Consider the following 13532-nt stretch of genomic DNA (forward strand, 5'->3'; position numbering starts at 1 on the left):
GCGCGAGCGGCCGTGTACCTCCGGCGAAGGCAGCGCGCTAGCATCGCGCCGTGACCTCCGAACCGGTCGAGAAGAGGCTGCGGCTCGGCGAGGACTCGGTGACCGAGCTCGAGCGGATCGAGTCCCCTGGCAAGGCGCCGAAGGATCTCGCCGAGACGATCGCGGCCTTCGCCAACGCGCTCGGCGGCCAGATCTTCCTCGGGGTCGAGGACGACGGCACCCCGAACGCCCTCGTGGAGCTGGCGCCCCAGGTGGCCTGGGCGCGCGCCGCCCTCTGGAAGCTCGCCGCCGCCGGCGCCGCCGAGGGCGCCCCGCAGCGCATCGACGCGCCGCCGGGCTCGTCCGCCGCGCCGCCCTGACGCCCCGCGGGCCGCTCAGTGCACGCCGCCGACGAGCCACGCCTGCGCCGGGACGAGCACCTCTTCCGGGGAGCCTCCCCCCTGCGACGCCGGGCCGGTCGCGCTGCCGTCGCCCATGGGCGCCATGCGGAACCCGTGGTCGCCGAACACGAGCAGGAGGGTCCGCGGCGGCAGGCTCTCCATGAACCGCGCGACCACGTCGGCGACCTCCTCCGCGATGGCCTCGATGCGCTCCGCGAACGGCGGCCCCGCGGCGCGCAGGCGCGCCTCGACCAGGTCGAGCTTCATCAGCTCGCGCGACCCGACCCGCTCGCGCCGCAGCGTCGCCACGGCGCGCCCGCGGGCGATGGCCGGCTCCGCCTCGGCCTGTGGCATCGCCTCGCGGAGCCCGTCCGCCCCGCGGGCGAGCAGCGAGAGCTGCGCCGTCGTCGTGGGCGGCAGCGCCGCCCAGAGGAGCGAGCGCTCCACCAGGATCGCCCGGTCCGTCATGATCTCCTTGAGGTGCGCGGCGACCCGCTCCCCGAGATCGAAGCGCATGGCGTCCACGAGCAGGAGCTTCACCGCGCGCGCCCCGTTGAGCCGGCCGATGCGGGCGGCGATGTCCGGGGCATCGAACACCATGGGCGGCCGCTTGCCGGTCACGCGCAGCGCCGAGAACGCCTCCCGGTAGCTGTGCTCGAAGCTGGTCCTCCAGCCCTCGACGACGTTGCGCACGGCCGCGTCGGCCTCTCCCGCGAGCGTCGCGCCGAGCAGCGGCGTGTAATGGGTCGCGAAGAGCTGCTCGATGACCCGGACCGGCTTCGGGCCGCGGGCGTTGTCGAGCTCGACGGCGAGCGCGCGCCACTCGGCCGCGCCGAGGATCCGGTTGCGCGGCGGCGCCTTCCGCTCCCGCCGCGCCGGCGGCTGCGCCGCGGCCTCCGTCGGCCCGATCTCTGCGACGGGCGTGGCCCCGGCGGCGGGCGCGGGCGGCGCGACAGGTACGGGCTCCTGCGCGGCGCGCGCGGGCTCGTGCGCGCCGCGCGGGGGCCGGAGGGTCGCCCCCGCGCCGCGGTCCGCGGGGGAGGCGCCGGGATCCGCGCTGGCCGGGGTCGCCGCGATCGTCTCGCCCGCGGCGGGCGGCGTGCCGGCCTCCGGGGTCAGCGCCGCGGCCTTCTCCCCGAGCGCCGACGCCATGGTCCTCTCCCCGGGCGCCGGCGCCGTGGATCTCCCCGCGGTCGAGAAGACGGCCGGCGCTTCGGGCCGGCGGATCTTCGACGAGCGGGGCGGCAGCACGCCGCGCGGCCTCCCGTCGGTTCGCCCGTCGCCGGACACGGGCGGCGCAGGCGGCTCCGACGGGGCGGTCGCCGCGGCCCGCTCGGTCGCCGCGGCCCGCTCGGGCGCCGCAGCCTGCTCGGTTGCCGCGGCCCGCTCGGGCGTTGCCGCTCCGGCCGGGGGCGCCTCTTTCACGGCCGGCGCTGCGGCGTCCGGCTGCGGCGTCCGCGCCGGGCCGACGGCGCGCTCCGGCTCCTGCGCGGCCGCGCTGCCCGCCGGCGCGCGCGGGGACACGGCGCTGTGCGCCTCGGGCGCGTCCCTGTCGAGGAGCTCCGAGAGCGGCACCGGCGCGAGCACCAGCGCGAACCGGTCGACCTCGTCGAAGAGGACCGCGACGGGCGCCTCGCGCGACGCGCCCAGCCAGGCCAGGAGCGTCGCGCTGTCGTCGGGGTGGAGCACGCCCCGCGGCCCGCACGAGAGCCTCGGCAGCGCGACGGCGAGGCCCGCGGCGCCGAGCGCCCGGGCGCGGAAGACCTGGTCGGCGATCACCGCCTCGAGCGCGGCGCCGATCTCCACCCGCGGCGGCAGCGCCCCGCGCATCGCCAGCGCGAGCTCGACGGCCTCGTCGAGGACGGCGCGGAGCTGCCCGGCCGGCGCCGCTTTCGGGGCGCTTGCCCAGAGGTAGCGCCGCGCCCTGAGCTCGCGCTCGGCGTCGTGGCCCGGCCCGCTCGGGGCAAAGCGGGCCATGCCGGACGGGGGCACGGGGGGGGGCGGCAGGCGGCCCTCCTCGGACGCGGTGTCGAGGCGCGAGACAGAATCGAGGCGCATCGCGCGGCAACCTCGCAGAGCTCGGGCAAACGGGCCAAGTTTCGGCGAGCGAGCGCGCCTCGGCCCTGAGCGCTCGGCCGCCGCCGGGCTCAGCGCGACTCGCGCGCGGTCTCGGCCATGAGCGCCAGCAGCGCGCAGGCGATGGCGAACCGCGCGTCCATGCGCCCCTGGTTCATCGACAGATCGAGCGTGAACTCCTTGACGAAGAACCGGAACACCTGGGTCACCTTCGCGACCTCCTGCCCGTGGAGCTCGATGTGCCACTTGCCGATGAGGAGCGGGAACAGGCGGCGGAGCATCGCGGCGCCGTCCTCCTGCATCAGGCCGACCGGCTGGTCGTCGGGGTCGAGGATGTCCCACGTGTCACGGACGATCGACTTGAGCCCCCTCGAGCGGATGGTGCCGACCCGCTCGCCCGTGCGCGCGTCGAAGACGTCCAGACACCGGTTCAGCGCGACGACCTGCCGCGCCCGGATCGTGAGCAGCGGCTGGGTCTCCGACTCGTCGGCGAACAGGGTGAACTCCTGGCGCAGCTTGAGCAGCGGGTGCTTGACGAAGCACACCAGGGAGCCGTCCGGCGCGTGGACATGGAACTTGCGGCCGAGGAGAGACCAGAAGGGCCGCGTGATGGTGTACGTGCGATGCGCGAAGGGCTGGACGGCGAGGCCGCCGTACGCGGACGGGATCATGGGGGCGCCGGTCTGCATTGCCGCGAGTAGGCCGGAGCGGCGCGCCTCGGTCAAGCCGCGTTCACCGGCCGGCGAGCCTCCCCTCGGCGATCGCCTTCACGAGCTCCGGCTTGACGACCTTGCCCATCGCGTTGCGCGGCAGGCCCGGGACGACGACCGCATCCCGCGGGATCTTGTACGGGGCGAGCCGCTCCCGGGCCCAGGCGCGGAGCGGCCCGGTCGCGCACTCGGCCTCGCGCCCCGGCGCGGCGACGACGACCGCCACGACGCGCTCGCCCCACGCCTCGTCCGGGACGCCGACCACCGCGACCTCGGCGATCGCGCCGTGCTCGCGCAGCGCCTCCTCGATCTCGAGGGCGGACAGCTTGTAGCCGCCGCTCTTCAGGATATCGACCGAGGTCCGCCCGAGCAGCCGGAAGCGCCCGTCGCCGGAGCGCTCCGCGACGTCGCCGGTGCGGAACCACCCATCCTGGAACGCCGCCCGGGTGGCGTCCTCGCGCCCCAGGTACCCCTTGAAGACGCTCGGTCCACGGATCCAGAGCTCGCCGCGCGCGACCGCGGCGGCGCCGCCCGGCGCGGCGGCGCTGCCCGGCGCGGCGCCATCGCCCGGCGCGGCGGCGCCGCCTCCATCGCCCGGCGCCCACGCGTTGCCCGCGTCGTCCGTGATGCGGGCCTCGACGGTCGGCAGCGGGAACCCGACCCAGCCGGGCCGCCGCGCGCCGGGATCGAGCGGGTTGCTCAGGCCGACGCCGATCTCGGTCATCCCGAAGCGCTCGAGCGGGATCGCGCCCGTGAGGTCGCGCCAGCGCTCGGCCAGCGTCACCGGCAGCGCGGCGGAGCCGCTCGTCGCGAGCCGGAGCGCCCGCGCCCCCGCGGCGAACCCGGGCGCGCCGCCGCGGTCGACCTGCTCGAACAGCCGCTGGTACATGGTCGGCACCGCCATGATCGCCGTGGCGGCGCCGCGGGCGATCTCGGCGGCGACCCGCTGGGCGTCGAAGCGCGGGAGCATGCGCGTCGCGCCGCCCGCGAGCAGCGACGTCAAGAGGGCGATGGAGACCCCGTGGAGGTGGTGCAGCGGCAGCGCGTGCAGCAAGACGTCCTGCTCCGAGAAGCCCCAGGCCGCGCGGAGCAGCTCCGCCTGCACGGCCAGGTTGCGGTGCGTGAGCAGCGCCCCCTTCGGCTTGCCGGTCGTGCCGCTCGTGTAGAGCAGCAGCGCCGGATCGTCGGCGGCGAGGTCGGACGTCGCCGACAGGGGCCCCGGGGCCGCGCGCTCGACGTCCTCCACGCGGAGCACGGCGCGGCCGCCCGCGATCGGGGCGGCCACCGCGGCGAGGTCATCGGAGACGAGGACGCGCTCGACGCCCGCGTCGCCCGCGAGCCACGCGAGCTCCGCCGGCGGGTACAGGGGCGAGAGCGGCAGCGCGATCCCGCCGGCGAGGAGGACGCCGAGGAAGGCCGAGACCCACGAGGCGCCGGGCGAGACGAGCAGGGCGATCCGCTCGCCGTCGAGCGATCGCGGGGCCGCGCGCCCGTCCGCGCCGCGCCGCGCGCCCGCGGCGAGCAGCGCGCCGCGGACGCGGAGGGCTCGGTCCATGAGCTCCGCGAAGGAGAGCGGCCCCCGGTCGTCGTGGATGGCGATCCGGGCAGACGATCCGAGCTGCGCGAGGCGTTCGACGAGCGGCGAGGTCATCGCGCCGACTCTCGCACAGCAGAGGTGCGCGGAGCCAGGCCGGTTGGTTACACTGCCACGCCATGCGAGCCTTTGCCCTCCGGTCCAGCGCCTTGCCACGCCTCGTCGTCGCCGCCGGCGCGATCCTGGTCGCGGCGGCGTGCGAGAGCGCGCCGAAGCCTCCCGAGGCCGGCCCCGCCGCCGCATCGGCCCCGGCCGCGCAGCAGGCGCCCGCCGCGCCGCCGAAGCCGAAGGGGATGCCGGAGCTGCTCGTCGACTCGATGGGCCCTTACCTCGGGGGCCAGCGGGTGAACCTGGCGCAGAAGGACGGGGCGGAGAGGCTCGCGAAGGTGATCCGCGCGCTGCCGATCGACGGCAAGCCGGTCACGCTGCTCGCCGAGAAGAAGGCGAAGGTGAGCGCGGTCGCGGCCGTCGTGACGGAGCTCGGCGCGGCCGGCGCGCCGAAGGTCACGATCAAGACCGACGGGCGCGACGACCTCCCGAAGGAGATCACGGTGGTCCCGGAGGGGAGCGTCTCGAAGCCCCCGGCGTGCGCCGTCAGCACGATGGTGCTGAAGGACCTCGCGACGGCGATCTGGCCGTTCGGCGGCGGCATGGGCAAGCGCCAGCGCAAGGGGCTCGCGGGCCCGGATCTCTCGAACACCGGCGAGCAGCTCTCGAGGGACATCGCCGCGTGCAAGGCGTCGGTGGCGTTCTTCTCGGCCGACGACGAGGTGCCCTGGGAGATGGCGCACAACCTCGCGGGCACCGTCCTCGCGTCGGACAAGAAGAAGAAGCTCGACACGCTCGTCCTGCTCCGCGTCGCCCCGGTCGCCGGGAGGCCGGTGCAGCTCGGTGGGGGCTGACATGGGCCGCGCCGGCGGCTCTGTCCGGAGCGCCGCCTCGACCGGGGCGCGCGCCGCGAGGACGCGCCCGGCGCGCCCGGCCCACTCGGCCCACGAGCGCCGGGGAGCCGCTGGCAATTTCCAGCAGGACACGACGCCGTGTCCCGGCGCGTTGCACGGACATGGCCGGCCGGGGCGATGCGGCACGATCCGGCACAGGGTCCTCGCCGGGACCCCACGGAAATGCGCGCGCGGCCGCTCGCCGAGGGCGCCGGCCTGGATCATGAATACGGCGAGCTGCCGATCCCCTGCGCCATCGGGGACCTGACGACCACGGGAGGATGGTTGGGACATGTCGAAGCGACTTCTTGCATCGGTTCGCGCGAGCAACAGGGGCCGGAGTCTCCGTCCCCGGGCCTCCCGGCCCCGTGGGTCGACGGCTCCCGAGGCCCCGGCCCTCGCGGCCGAGACCTCCGCGCGACCGGCTGCGAGCGGCCCGGACGTCGCTGTCGAGGCGGCGGCGCAGCAAGCCAGCGCCGAGGCAGCGGCGCAGCAGGCCAGCGCCGAGGCGGCGGCGCAGCAAGCCAGCGCCGAGGCGGCGGCGCAGCAGGCCAGCGCCGAGGCGGCGGCGCAGCAGGCCGTGGCGCCGGCGCGCGCGGCCTTCGCGGAGGACGCGGGGCCCGCTGCGCTGCCGGTCGCGGAGGCGCCTGCCGCGCCGATCGCCGCGAAGGCGGCGGGGCCGGTCGGTGCGCTCGACGTGCCGATGCCGGCCAAGGCACGCGCGGCCGACCCGATCGCGATCGAGCGCCCCGGCCGCGAAGATCCGCCGGATGTCCTCGCGCCCGAGCTCGCCGCAGCGGCGCCTGAGCCCGAGTCGGACGCGCTCGACCCGCTCGATCCTTCCTCGCCGACGGCGGCGTTTTTTCAGCGCGAGGACGACTCCGTGCCGCCGTTCATCGACGGGGGCGGCGATCGCGACGGGCACGCCGAGGAGCGCCTCGTGGTGGTCGAGCAGCTGTCGCCCGCGACCCTCGCCCGTCGGGCGCGCCTCCGCCAGATCGTCGCGGCGGTCGCGGGGCTCGCCGGGGTGATCTCCGTCGCGGTGGTCGCCAAGGCGGTGTTCTCGACCAAGCCGTCCCCGCCGCCGGCCACGGCCTGGGTGGCCATGCCGGCTCCGACGCCTGCGCCCGTGGACGCGGAGCTCTCGGCTGTGCCGGGGAGTCCTCTGTCCGCACGTGACAAGGCGCCCGCGCAGGTCCAGCCCGCGCTCGCGCAGGCCGCTCCTGCCCCGGCGGCGACGACGGCCGCGGCGGAGCAGGCCGCGGCGGAGCAGGCGGCCGCGGAGAAAGCCGCGGCGGAGCAGGCGGCCACGGAGAAGGCCGCAGCGGAGGCGGCTGCTGCGGCGGAGAAGGCCGCAGCGGAGGCGGCCGAGGTGCCCGCGGTCAACCCCGAGGATGCGCGACGGCTGAAGAAGGAAGCGTTGAGCTTGCTCAACAGGGGCAGGTTCAAGGACGCGATCGAGGTGTCGCGCAAGGCCATCGCGGCCGATCCGACCGACGCGCTGCCCTACCTCTATCTGGGCTCGGCGCTCCAGGACACGGGCAAGTGGAAGGACGGCGTCGCGGCGTACAGCGAATGCGTTCGCCATGCCACGAAGGGCCCCGTCCACGAGTGCAGGGCTCTGGGCGGCCGGAAGTAGCGCTCAGGCCGGCCGGCGCGCGAGCTGCGTGACGAAGGCCGTCGTCAGGGCGTAACCGAACGCCAGCCCGGTGGCGAGGCGGGTCGGATGCCAGACCGGGTGCAGCCCGAGATCCTGCGTCACCACGTCGAGCACCATCAGCGCGCTGATCGCGACGAGGAGCGGGCGCCACGCCGTCATCGGCAGGCGAGGCCAGGCGAGCGCGGCGCCGGCCGCGACCCCGGCGAAGATGCCGGCGCACCGGCTGCAGACCGGCATCAGCACGCCCTCCAGCGCGAGGGTCCGCTCGGGCATGCGGTGGCACATCGGCGCGAAGAAGCGATCGAGCGCGACGCCGAGCTCTCCGAGCGGCAGGCGGCTCCGCGCGAGCGGAAGGCAGAAGGGCAGGGCGCCGAGGAACGCAAGGGCGCAGCGGACGGCCCAGAGCCGCGACGGCCCGGCCGGCCTCGGCGCGCCGGACGAAGCGGCCTCGGCGCGGCCCGTGGCGTCGGCGCGGCCCGTGGCGTCGGCGCGGCTTGCGGCGTCGGCGCGGCTTGCGGCGTCGGCGCGGCTTGCGGCGTCGGCGCGGCCCGCGGCGTCGGCCTGATCGGCGAGGCGCCCGGAAGCGCGCGCGGCCACGTCAGCCTCGGTCGGGCGCGCTCTTGCCGAGGTGGCGCATCACCTCTTTCAGGTCGCTCCAGACCTCTCGCTTCGCGCCCGGCTGGCGCAGCAGGTAGGCCGGATGGAACGTGGGCATGATCGGGATCGCGCCCTTGTAGAGCTTCCACGTGCCGCGGAGCTTCGTGATCCCCTCGGTCGTGCCGATCAGCCCCTGCACCGCGGTGGCGCCGAGTGCGACGATCACCCTGGGCTTGAGCACCGCGAGCTGCGCGGCGAGGTAGGGGCTGCAGGCCGCCATCTCGGCCGGCTCCGGCTTCCGGTTCTTCGGCGGCCGGCACTTCACGATGTTGCAGATGTAGACCTCGTCGCGCTGGTACCCCATCGCGGCGATCATCCGATCGAGCAGCTGCCCCGCCGGGCCGACGAACGGCTCTCCTTGCAGGTCCTCTTCCGCCCCGGGGCCCTCGCCGACGAACACGATCTCGGAGCGCGGGTTGCCGCGCGCGAACACGGTGTGGGTGCGCCCCGCGTGGAGCGGGCACTTCTGGCAGGAGCGGACCTCCTCCGCGATGAGCGAGAGCCGCGCGGCGCGCTCCTCCAGCGTGTCCGGCTGCGATGCGAGCGCGCGCGCCGCCGCATCGGCCCGCGGCGCAGAGGCGGCGCTCGCGGCGAGGGGGGAGGGCGGCTCCGGACCACGAGGCGCCTGCACCGGCGACCGCGCCCCCTGCGCCGGGGCGCCGCGCTGCTCCGGCGGCGGCGTGAAGGCGCCCGCCGGGGCGCCGCCGCGCGACGGCGGCGTGGCGAAGGCGCCCGCCGGGGCGCCGCGCTGCTCCGGCGGCGGCGTGAAGGCGCCCGCCGGGGCCCCGCCGCGCGACGGCGCGGGAGCGTGCAGCCCCGCGAAGCCCGCCCGCCGCGGCGCCGCGCCGCTCTCGGACGAGGACCCGCCCTGCACCTCGTGCAGCGCCGAGGGGTGCCCCGGCAGGCCCTCCGCGCCGGCCGCCGCGTGCCATTCGAGGAACGCCCGGACCGATGCGGTCAGATCCGCGAGCTCTTCGCGCAGCGCTTCGACCATCGCCGCCCGTTCCTCAGTGGCCGCCCTGCTGCGCGAGCCAGCGCTCCGCGTCGAGCGCGGCCATGCAGCCCGTGCCGGCGGCCGTCACGGCCTGGCGGTAGTTCCAGTCCTGCACGTCGCCCGCGGCGAAGACCCCCGGGATGTTCGTGCGCGTCGAGCCCGGCACCGTCTTGAGGTAGCCGTTCGGGTGCGTCTCGAGCTGGCCGGTGAAGAGCTCCGTCATCGGCGTGTGCCCGATCGCGACGAACATGGCCGCCGCCGGCACGAGGTGGCTGTCGCCCGTCTTCAGGTTCTTCACGCGGACGCCCGTGACCATGTCGGCCTTCACGTCGAGCACCTCCTCCACGACGTGGCTGTAGAGGATCTTGATCTTCGGGTTCTCGAGCACGCGCTGGACCATCGCCTTCGACGCGCGGAACTCGTCGCGGCGGTGCACCAGCGTGACGCTGCTGCAGAGCCCGGACAGGTACGAGGCCTCCTCCATCGCCGTGTCGCCGCCGCCGATGACCACGACGTCCTGGCCGCGGTAGAGCGCGCCGTCGCAGACCGCGCAGGCGCTGACCCCCTTGTTCTTGAGCTTCTCCTCGCTCTCCAGACCGAGGTAGTTGGCGCGCGCGCCCGTCGCGATGACCACCGACTTCGCCAGGTAGAGCGTGTCCTCCACCCACAGCTTGAACGGGTGGACCGTGAGATCCACCTTCGTCACGTCCGCCGTCACGATCTCCGTGCCCTGATGCGCCGCCTGATCGCGAAAACGCTGCATCAGCTCCTGCCCGGTGATCTTCTCGGGGAAGCCCGGGTAATTCTCGACATCCGTCGTGAACATGAGCTGGCCGCCCGGGATCAGTCCGCCGGCGCTGAAGCCCTCGATGAGGAGCGGCTTGAGGTTGGCGCGCGCCGCGTAGATGGCGGCGGTGAGCCCCGCGGGACCGGAGCCGATGATGATCAGGTTGCGGACGTTCGATTCGCTCATGATGGAGCGTTCTTATAGGCGCGACCGCGTTCCGCGTCGACCGCCCCGCGGTGGTGAGGCAGCGGCCGCCCGCTCAGAAGCGCATCGTTCCGCTCAGACCGAACTCGTTCAGGCTGCTCTCGAACCGACCGCCGTTCACGCTCTGGAGGCTGCGGTAGCCGGCCGTCGCGGCGCCGGAGACGGCCTTGATGTTCCCCCTGCCGCCATTGTCCAGCGCGCCGAAGAACGTGTGCTGGAACGCCGCCGAAACATCGACCGGGCCGACGCGCACCGTCACGCCGCCCCCGACGCCGACGCGGTAGCCGAGGTGGAAGTCGAGGTTCAGGTCCGCGTCGTCCTGCCCCTTCGTCTCGAAGAAGCCGCCCGCCCGCAGGGCCAGGAGATCCCGGAGCGCGACGAAATCGCCGCCGAGGCGGACGCCCATGACGTCCTTCCAGCGATGCGGCACGTCGGCGTTGGGGGGCACGAGGCCCACGACCGTGCCGCGCACCGGAATGCCCTCGCGGAACCGGACCTCGATGGCGTCGACGGCGCTGTTGTTGGCCCAGGTGAAGTCGAGCTCCAGATCGAAGAGATCGTCGGCCAGGGGGTCGCGGACGCGGGGCTCGGCGGCGCGCGCGACGCCCGCGCGCGGCCGGTGGTAGCGGAGGCCGAGCTTCGCCTCCATGGGGATCTGCAGCCTGAGCTCGCCCGCGTTCTCCTCGTCGGTGACGTTGCACCCCGGCGGCTCGTCCCCGCACGGATCCTCGTTCCTGGTGCCGGCCGGCGTCCAGTAGCGGGACTCGATGCGGAGGTCGGTCCTCGCGCGCACGGCGTCCTGCCACTTGAACCACGCGCCCACGTCGAGGTGATCCGTCGCGGCCCACCGCGCGCCGAGGACGAGGCCGGGGATGAAGAGATCGGCCGCCTTCACGCGCGTGCGCAGATCGCGGTGCGCGTTGAAGTCGTCGCCCCCCGCGGACACGGTCGCCTCGCTGAAGTTGACGAAATCGATGGCCGCCGCGCCCCAGATGAACCCGGCGCCGAGCGAGACCCCCTCCGCGGGCGTGAAGCCGACCGAGAGCGTCGGCAGCACGATCAGCGCGTCGAGCGACGTGAGCAGGTAGCGCTGCGGCGAGGGCTGCGTCCTGTCGCCGAAGGTCGGGTGCGTGTACGGGATCGACTCGGGCCACGCCCGCTCGCCGACGCCGTGCGGCCCGAGCACCGCGACGCCGACGGCGAGCGTGTCGCTCACGCGGAAGGTCGCGGCGACCTGCGGGTTCGGGAAGACGCCGCCGGCGGCGCACACCTCCGGGTCGGGGCCCCCCTCGCTGCCGGGCGCCGGGATCGGCGACGTGACGCTCGGCGGGACGGGCCGGCCGTCGGGGCCGAGGCGCGTGAAGCACTGCGAGAGGTGCATGAGGTGGACGCCGGCGTGCGCGCCGCTCCGCTGCGCGGCGAGCCCCGCCGGGTTGAAGTACGCCGCGAGCGGGTCGTCCGCCCGCGCGACCCACGCGCCGCCGCGGCCGAGCTGGAGCACGCCGATCTCGGGTGAGTCCATCCCCGACGACGCGCGCGCGGCGCCGGCGACCGTCGTCATCGCGGCGAACGCGACGCCCGCGGCGCCGGCAGCTCCTCGTTTCATGATGTCACGTCCCCCCGCCGCCGGCCGGGCGGCTCACTTCACCGGCGACGCCTTGAGCGCGGCCTTGCCGTCCTTCACGTAGACCGTGAAGCGCACCCGCGCGCATTTGTGGCGCGCCACGAGCGCGTCCTTGTTGCGCTGCAGCGTCCCCTTGAACTTCTCGAAGGTCAGGGCGTTCGTGGGCTCGCCGCACTGCTGCTTGACCGACACGAACTCGTCGTACACGGCGTTCCACTCGGCGAGCTCGTCCGCGTCCGGCGCGCCGTTCTGCTGCGCGGGATGGGCGCTCGCGGCGTCGGCGTGAGGAGCCGGAACCGCCGGAGCGGCCGGAACCGCCGGAGCGGCCGGCGCGGCCGGCGCCGCCGGAGCGGCCGGCGCCGCCGGAGCGGCCGGCGCCGCCGGAGCGGCCAGCGCCGCCGGAGCGGCCAGCGCCGCCGGAGCGGCCGGCGCCCCCGGCGCCCCCGGCGCCTTGGGCGGGGGCGGGGGCGGCGGACGCCGCGGCGGCGGGCGCCCGGGAGCGGACGCGGCGTCCTGGGAGGAGATCGCGCCCCCGGCGTCCGAGACCTCCTCGATCGCCTCGAGCGGCTCCTCGGCATCACGCGCCGACGGCGCCCCGCTGACCGGCTGCGCGCCCGGCCGCCGCGTCGGGCCGCGCGGGCTCAGCATGGGCTTCGGGAAGGACGGGCGCGACTCGGGGCGCGGCTCGCCGGGGCCGAGGGGCACCGAGAACGCGCTCATCGCCGGCTGCGACGGGATCGGGCCGAGCACCTGCTCCAGGTCGGCGGCCTTGCGGGGCGCCCCGCCCTTCACGGCCACCTTCTCGACGCCGTCGTTGATGTCGGCCGCGATCTTCCGGTAGGCGCCGCGGAACCGGCTCGGCGCCAGCACGTCGACCTCGCCCTTGGCGAAGCGCGCCGCCTCGTTGCGGAAGACCTGGAGCGGCCGCGTGTGCTCCAGGAAGGAGAAGCCGAGCCCGAGCGCGGCCACGACCAGGACCGCGAGCAGGATCATCACCGTGGGCACCGCGGACTTGTCGTCGTTGTTCGCCTTGTCGAGGAAGTCGAGCGGCGAGTCGACCGACGCCGCGAGGCGGCCGACCGCGTAGCCGGCGCCGAGCTCCCACGCCTCGCCGGGCAGCCGCGCGTAGACCACGCCGAGGTGCTCGCCGATGACGCGGACCTCCGAGCGGCCCTTCTCGAGGTAATCCTTGTTGTCATCGAGCCGCTTCAGGTCCTGCGTGATCTGATCGAGGTTCGACTTGTCGAACCCCTCGGGCGCGCCGGACGCGACGCGCGACCCCTCGGCGTAGAAGCCGACGGCGGCGCCGGTGCGCTTCGTGACCGCGCGGGCGAAGCCGTCGTCGATGATCTTGGCGCCGATCACGGCGCCGACCGGCTCGCCGTTGACGTCCTGCTCGACGGGGCGCGCCACGACGCGCAGGATGCGGCCCTTCCAGACCCACGCGTCGTCGCGGATCCAGCCGTGGAGGGCGTCGGCGACGACGGGGTAGCCGCCGAGCTCCCAGTCGTCGCGGTGCTCGAAGCCCACCGACGCGATCACCCGGCCGCCCGAGTCGACGGCCCACACGTGATCGAACTTGAGATCCGCGGGCACGTCGTCGACGGCGCTGCGCAGCGCGACACGCGCCTTCTCGCGCAGATCGGCGCCCGGCTTGGCTTCGGTTGACGCCTTGGCGAGCGCCCCCCGCAGCGCGGGGTTCAGCGCCACGCGGATGAGCGCGCTCGAGCGCTTCCGGGCGTCGTCGTTGAGGAACCACTCGACGGCGCTCGAGTCGGCGCTGAGCGCCTCGCTCATCGCGCGGTGGCTCGAGCGATTGTAGAGCTGCGCGGCGACGAAGAGGATGAAGACCGCGGCGCCGAGCGCGAGCGCGAGCACCCCGTACCAGAAGCGCGAGAGCAGCAT

At 75.4% G+C, this 13532-nt stretch carries 11 protein-coding genes; 3 read left to right on the forward strand and 8 right to left on the reverse strand.

Translation table 11 applies throughout. The annotated features are described in order from the left end of the window. The first annotated feature begins 50 nt into the window (after positions 1-50). A complete protein-coding gene (locus WMF31_RS03440) occupies positions 51-359 on the forward strand; it encodes an AlbA family DNA-binding domain-containing protein (protein WP_436600565.1) in 309 nt (102 codons plus the stop codon). A 15-nt stretch (positions 360-374) separates the two neighbouring features. Here the strand turns inward: WMF31_RS03440 and WMF31_RS03445 are convergent, their stop codons facing one another. The 3 genes from WMF31_RS03445 to WMF31_RS03455 form a co-directional block, all read right to left on the reverse strand. Then, positions 375-2438 (reverse strand): hypothetical protein, encoded by a 2064-nt coding sequence (locus WMF31_RS03445; protein WP_436600566.1) that lies wholly within the window; start codon positions 2436-2438, stop codon positions 375-377. A gap of 89 nt (positions 2439-2527) precedes the next feature. Next, a complete protein-coding gene (locus WMF31_RS03450) occupies positions 2528-3145 on the reverse strand; it encodes a hypothetical protein (RefSeq protein ID WP_436600567.1) in 618 nt (205 codons plus the stop codon). Between the two features lie 43 nt (positions 3146-3188). Further along, a complete protein-coding gene (locus WMF31_RS03455; RefSeq protein WP_436600568.1) occupies positions 3189-4817 on the reverse strand; it encodes an AMP-binding protein in 1629 nt (542 codons plus the stop codon). Between the two features lie 62 nt (positions 4818-4879). On the opposite strand from WMF31_RS03455, the gene WMF31_RS03460 reads away from it, so the two are divergent. Beyond that, positions 4880-5662, forward strand: coding sequence for a biopolymer transporter ExbD (locus WMF31_RS03460; RefSeq protein WP_436600569.1), 783 nt, complete (start codon positions 4880-4882; stop codon positions 5660-5662). 331 nt (positions 5663-5993) lie between these two features. Then, positions 5994-7340 carry a tetratricopeptide repeat protein gene (locus tag WMF31_RS03465; RefSeq protein WP_436600570.1) on the forward strand — a complete coding sequence of 449 codons (1347 nt, stop codon included), beginning with the start codon at positions 5994-5996 and terminating at the stop codon, positions 7338-7340. Between the two features lie 3 nt (positions 7341-7343). On the opposite strand, the gene WMF31_RS03470 is transcribed toward WMF31_RS03465, so the two are convergent. The 5 genes from WMF31_RS03470 to WMF31_RS03490 form a co-directional block, all read right to left on the reverse strand. Continuing rightward, positions 7344-7958, reverse strand: a complete 615-nt coding sequence (locus WMF31_RS03470; protein ID WP_436600571.1) for a DUF2085 domain-containing protein — start codon at positions 7956-7958, stop codon at positions 7344-7346. A gap of 1 nt (position 7959) precedes the next feature. Beyond that, a complete protein-coding gene (locus WMF31_RS03475) occupies positions 7960-9012 on the reverse strand; it encodes a uracil-DNA glycosylase family protein (protein WP_436600572.1) in 1053 nt (350 codons plus the stop codon). A 13-nt stretch (positions 9013-9025) separates the two neighbouring features. After that, positions 9026-9985 (reverse strand): thioredoxin-disulfide reductase, encoded by a 960-nt coding sequence (gene trxB, locus WMF31_RS03480; protein ID WP_129353719.1) that lies wholly within the window; start codon positions 9983-9985, stop codon positions 9026-9028. 73 nt (positions 9986-10058) lie between these two features. Beyond that, on the reverse strand, positions 10059-11609 hold the full coding sequence (locus tag WMF31_RS03485) for an OmpP1/FadL family transporter (RefSeq protein WP_436600573.1): 1551 nt from the start codon (positions 11607-11609) through the stop codon (positions 10059-10061). Positions 11610-11642: 33 nt separating this feature from the next. Continuing rightward, positions 11643-13532 carry an MXAN_5187 family protein gene (locus WMF31_RS03490; protein ID WP_436600574.1) on the reverse strand — a complete coding sequence of 630 codons (1890 nt, stop codon included), beginning with the start codon at positions 13530-13532 and terminating at the stop codon, positions 11643-11645.

It is taken from the genome of Sorangium sp. So ce1036 (genome assembly GCF_051369805.1).
GTDB classification, from domain to species: Bacteria; Myxococcota_A; Polyangia; order Polyangiales; family Polyangiaceae; genus Sorangium; species Sorangium cellulosum_F.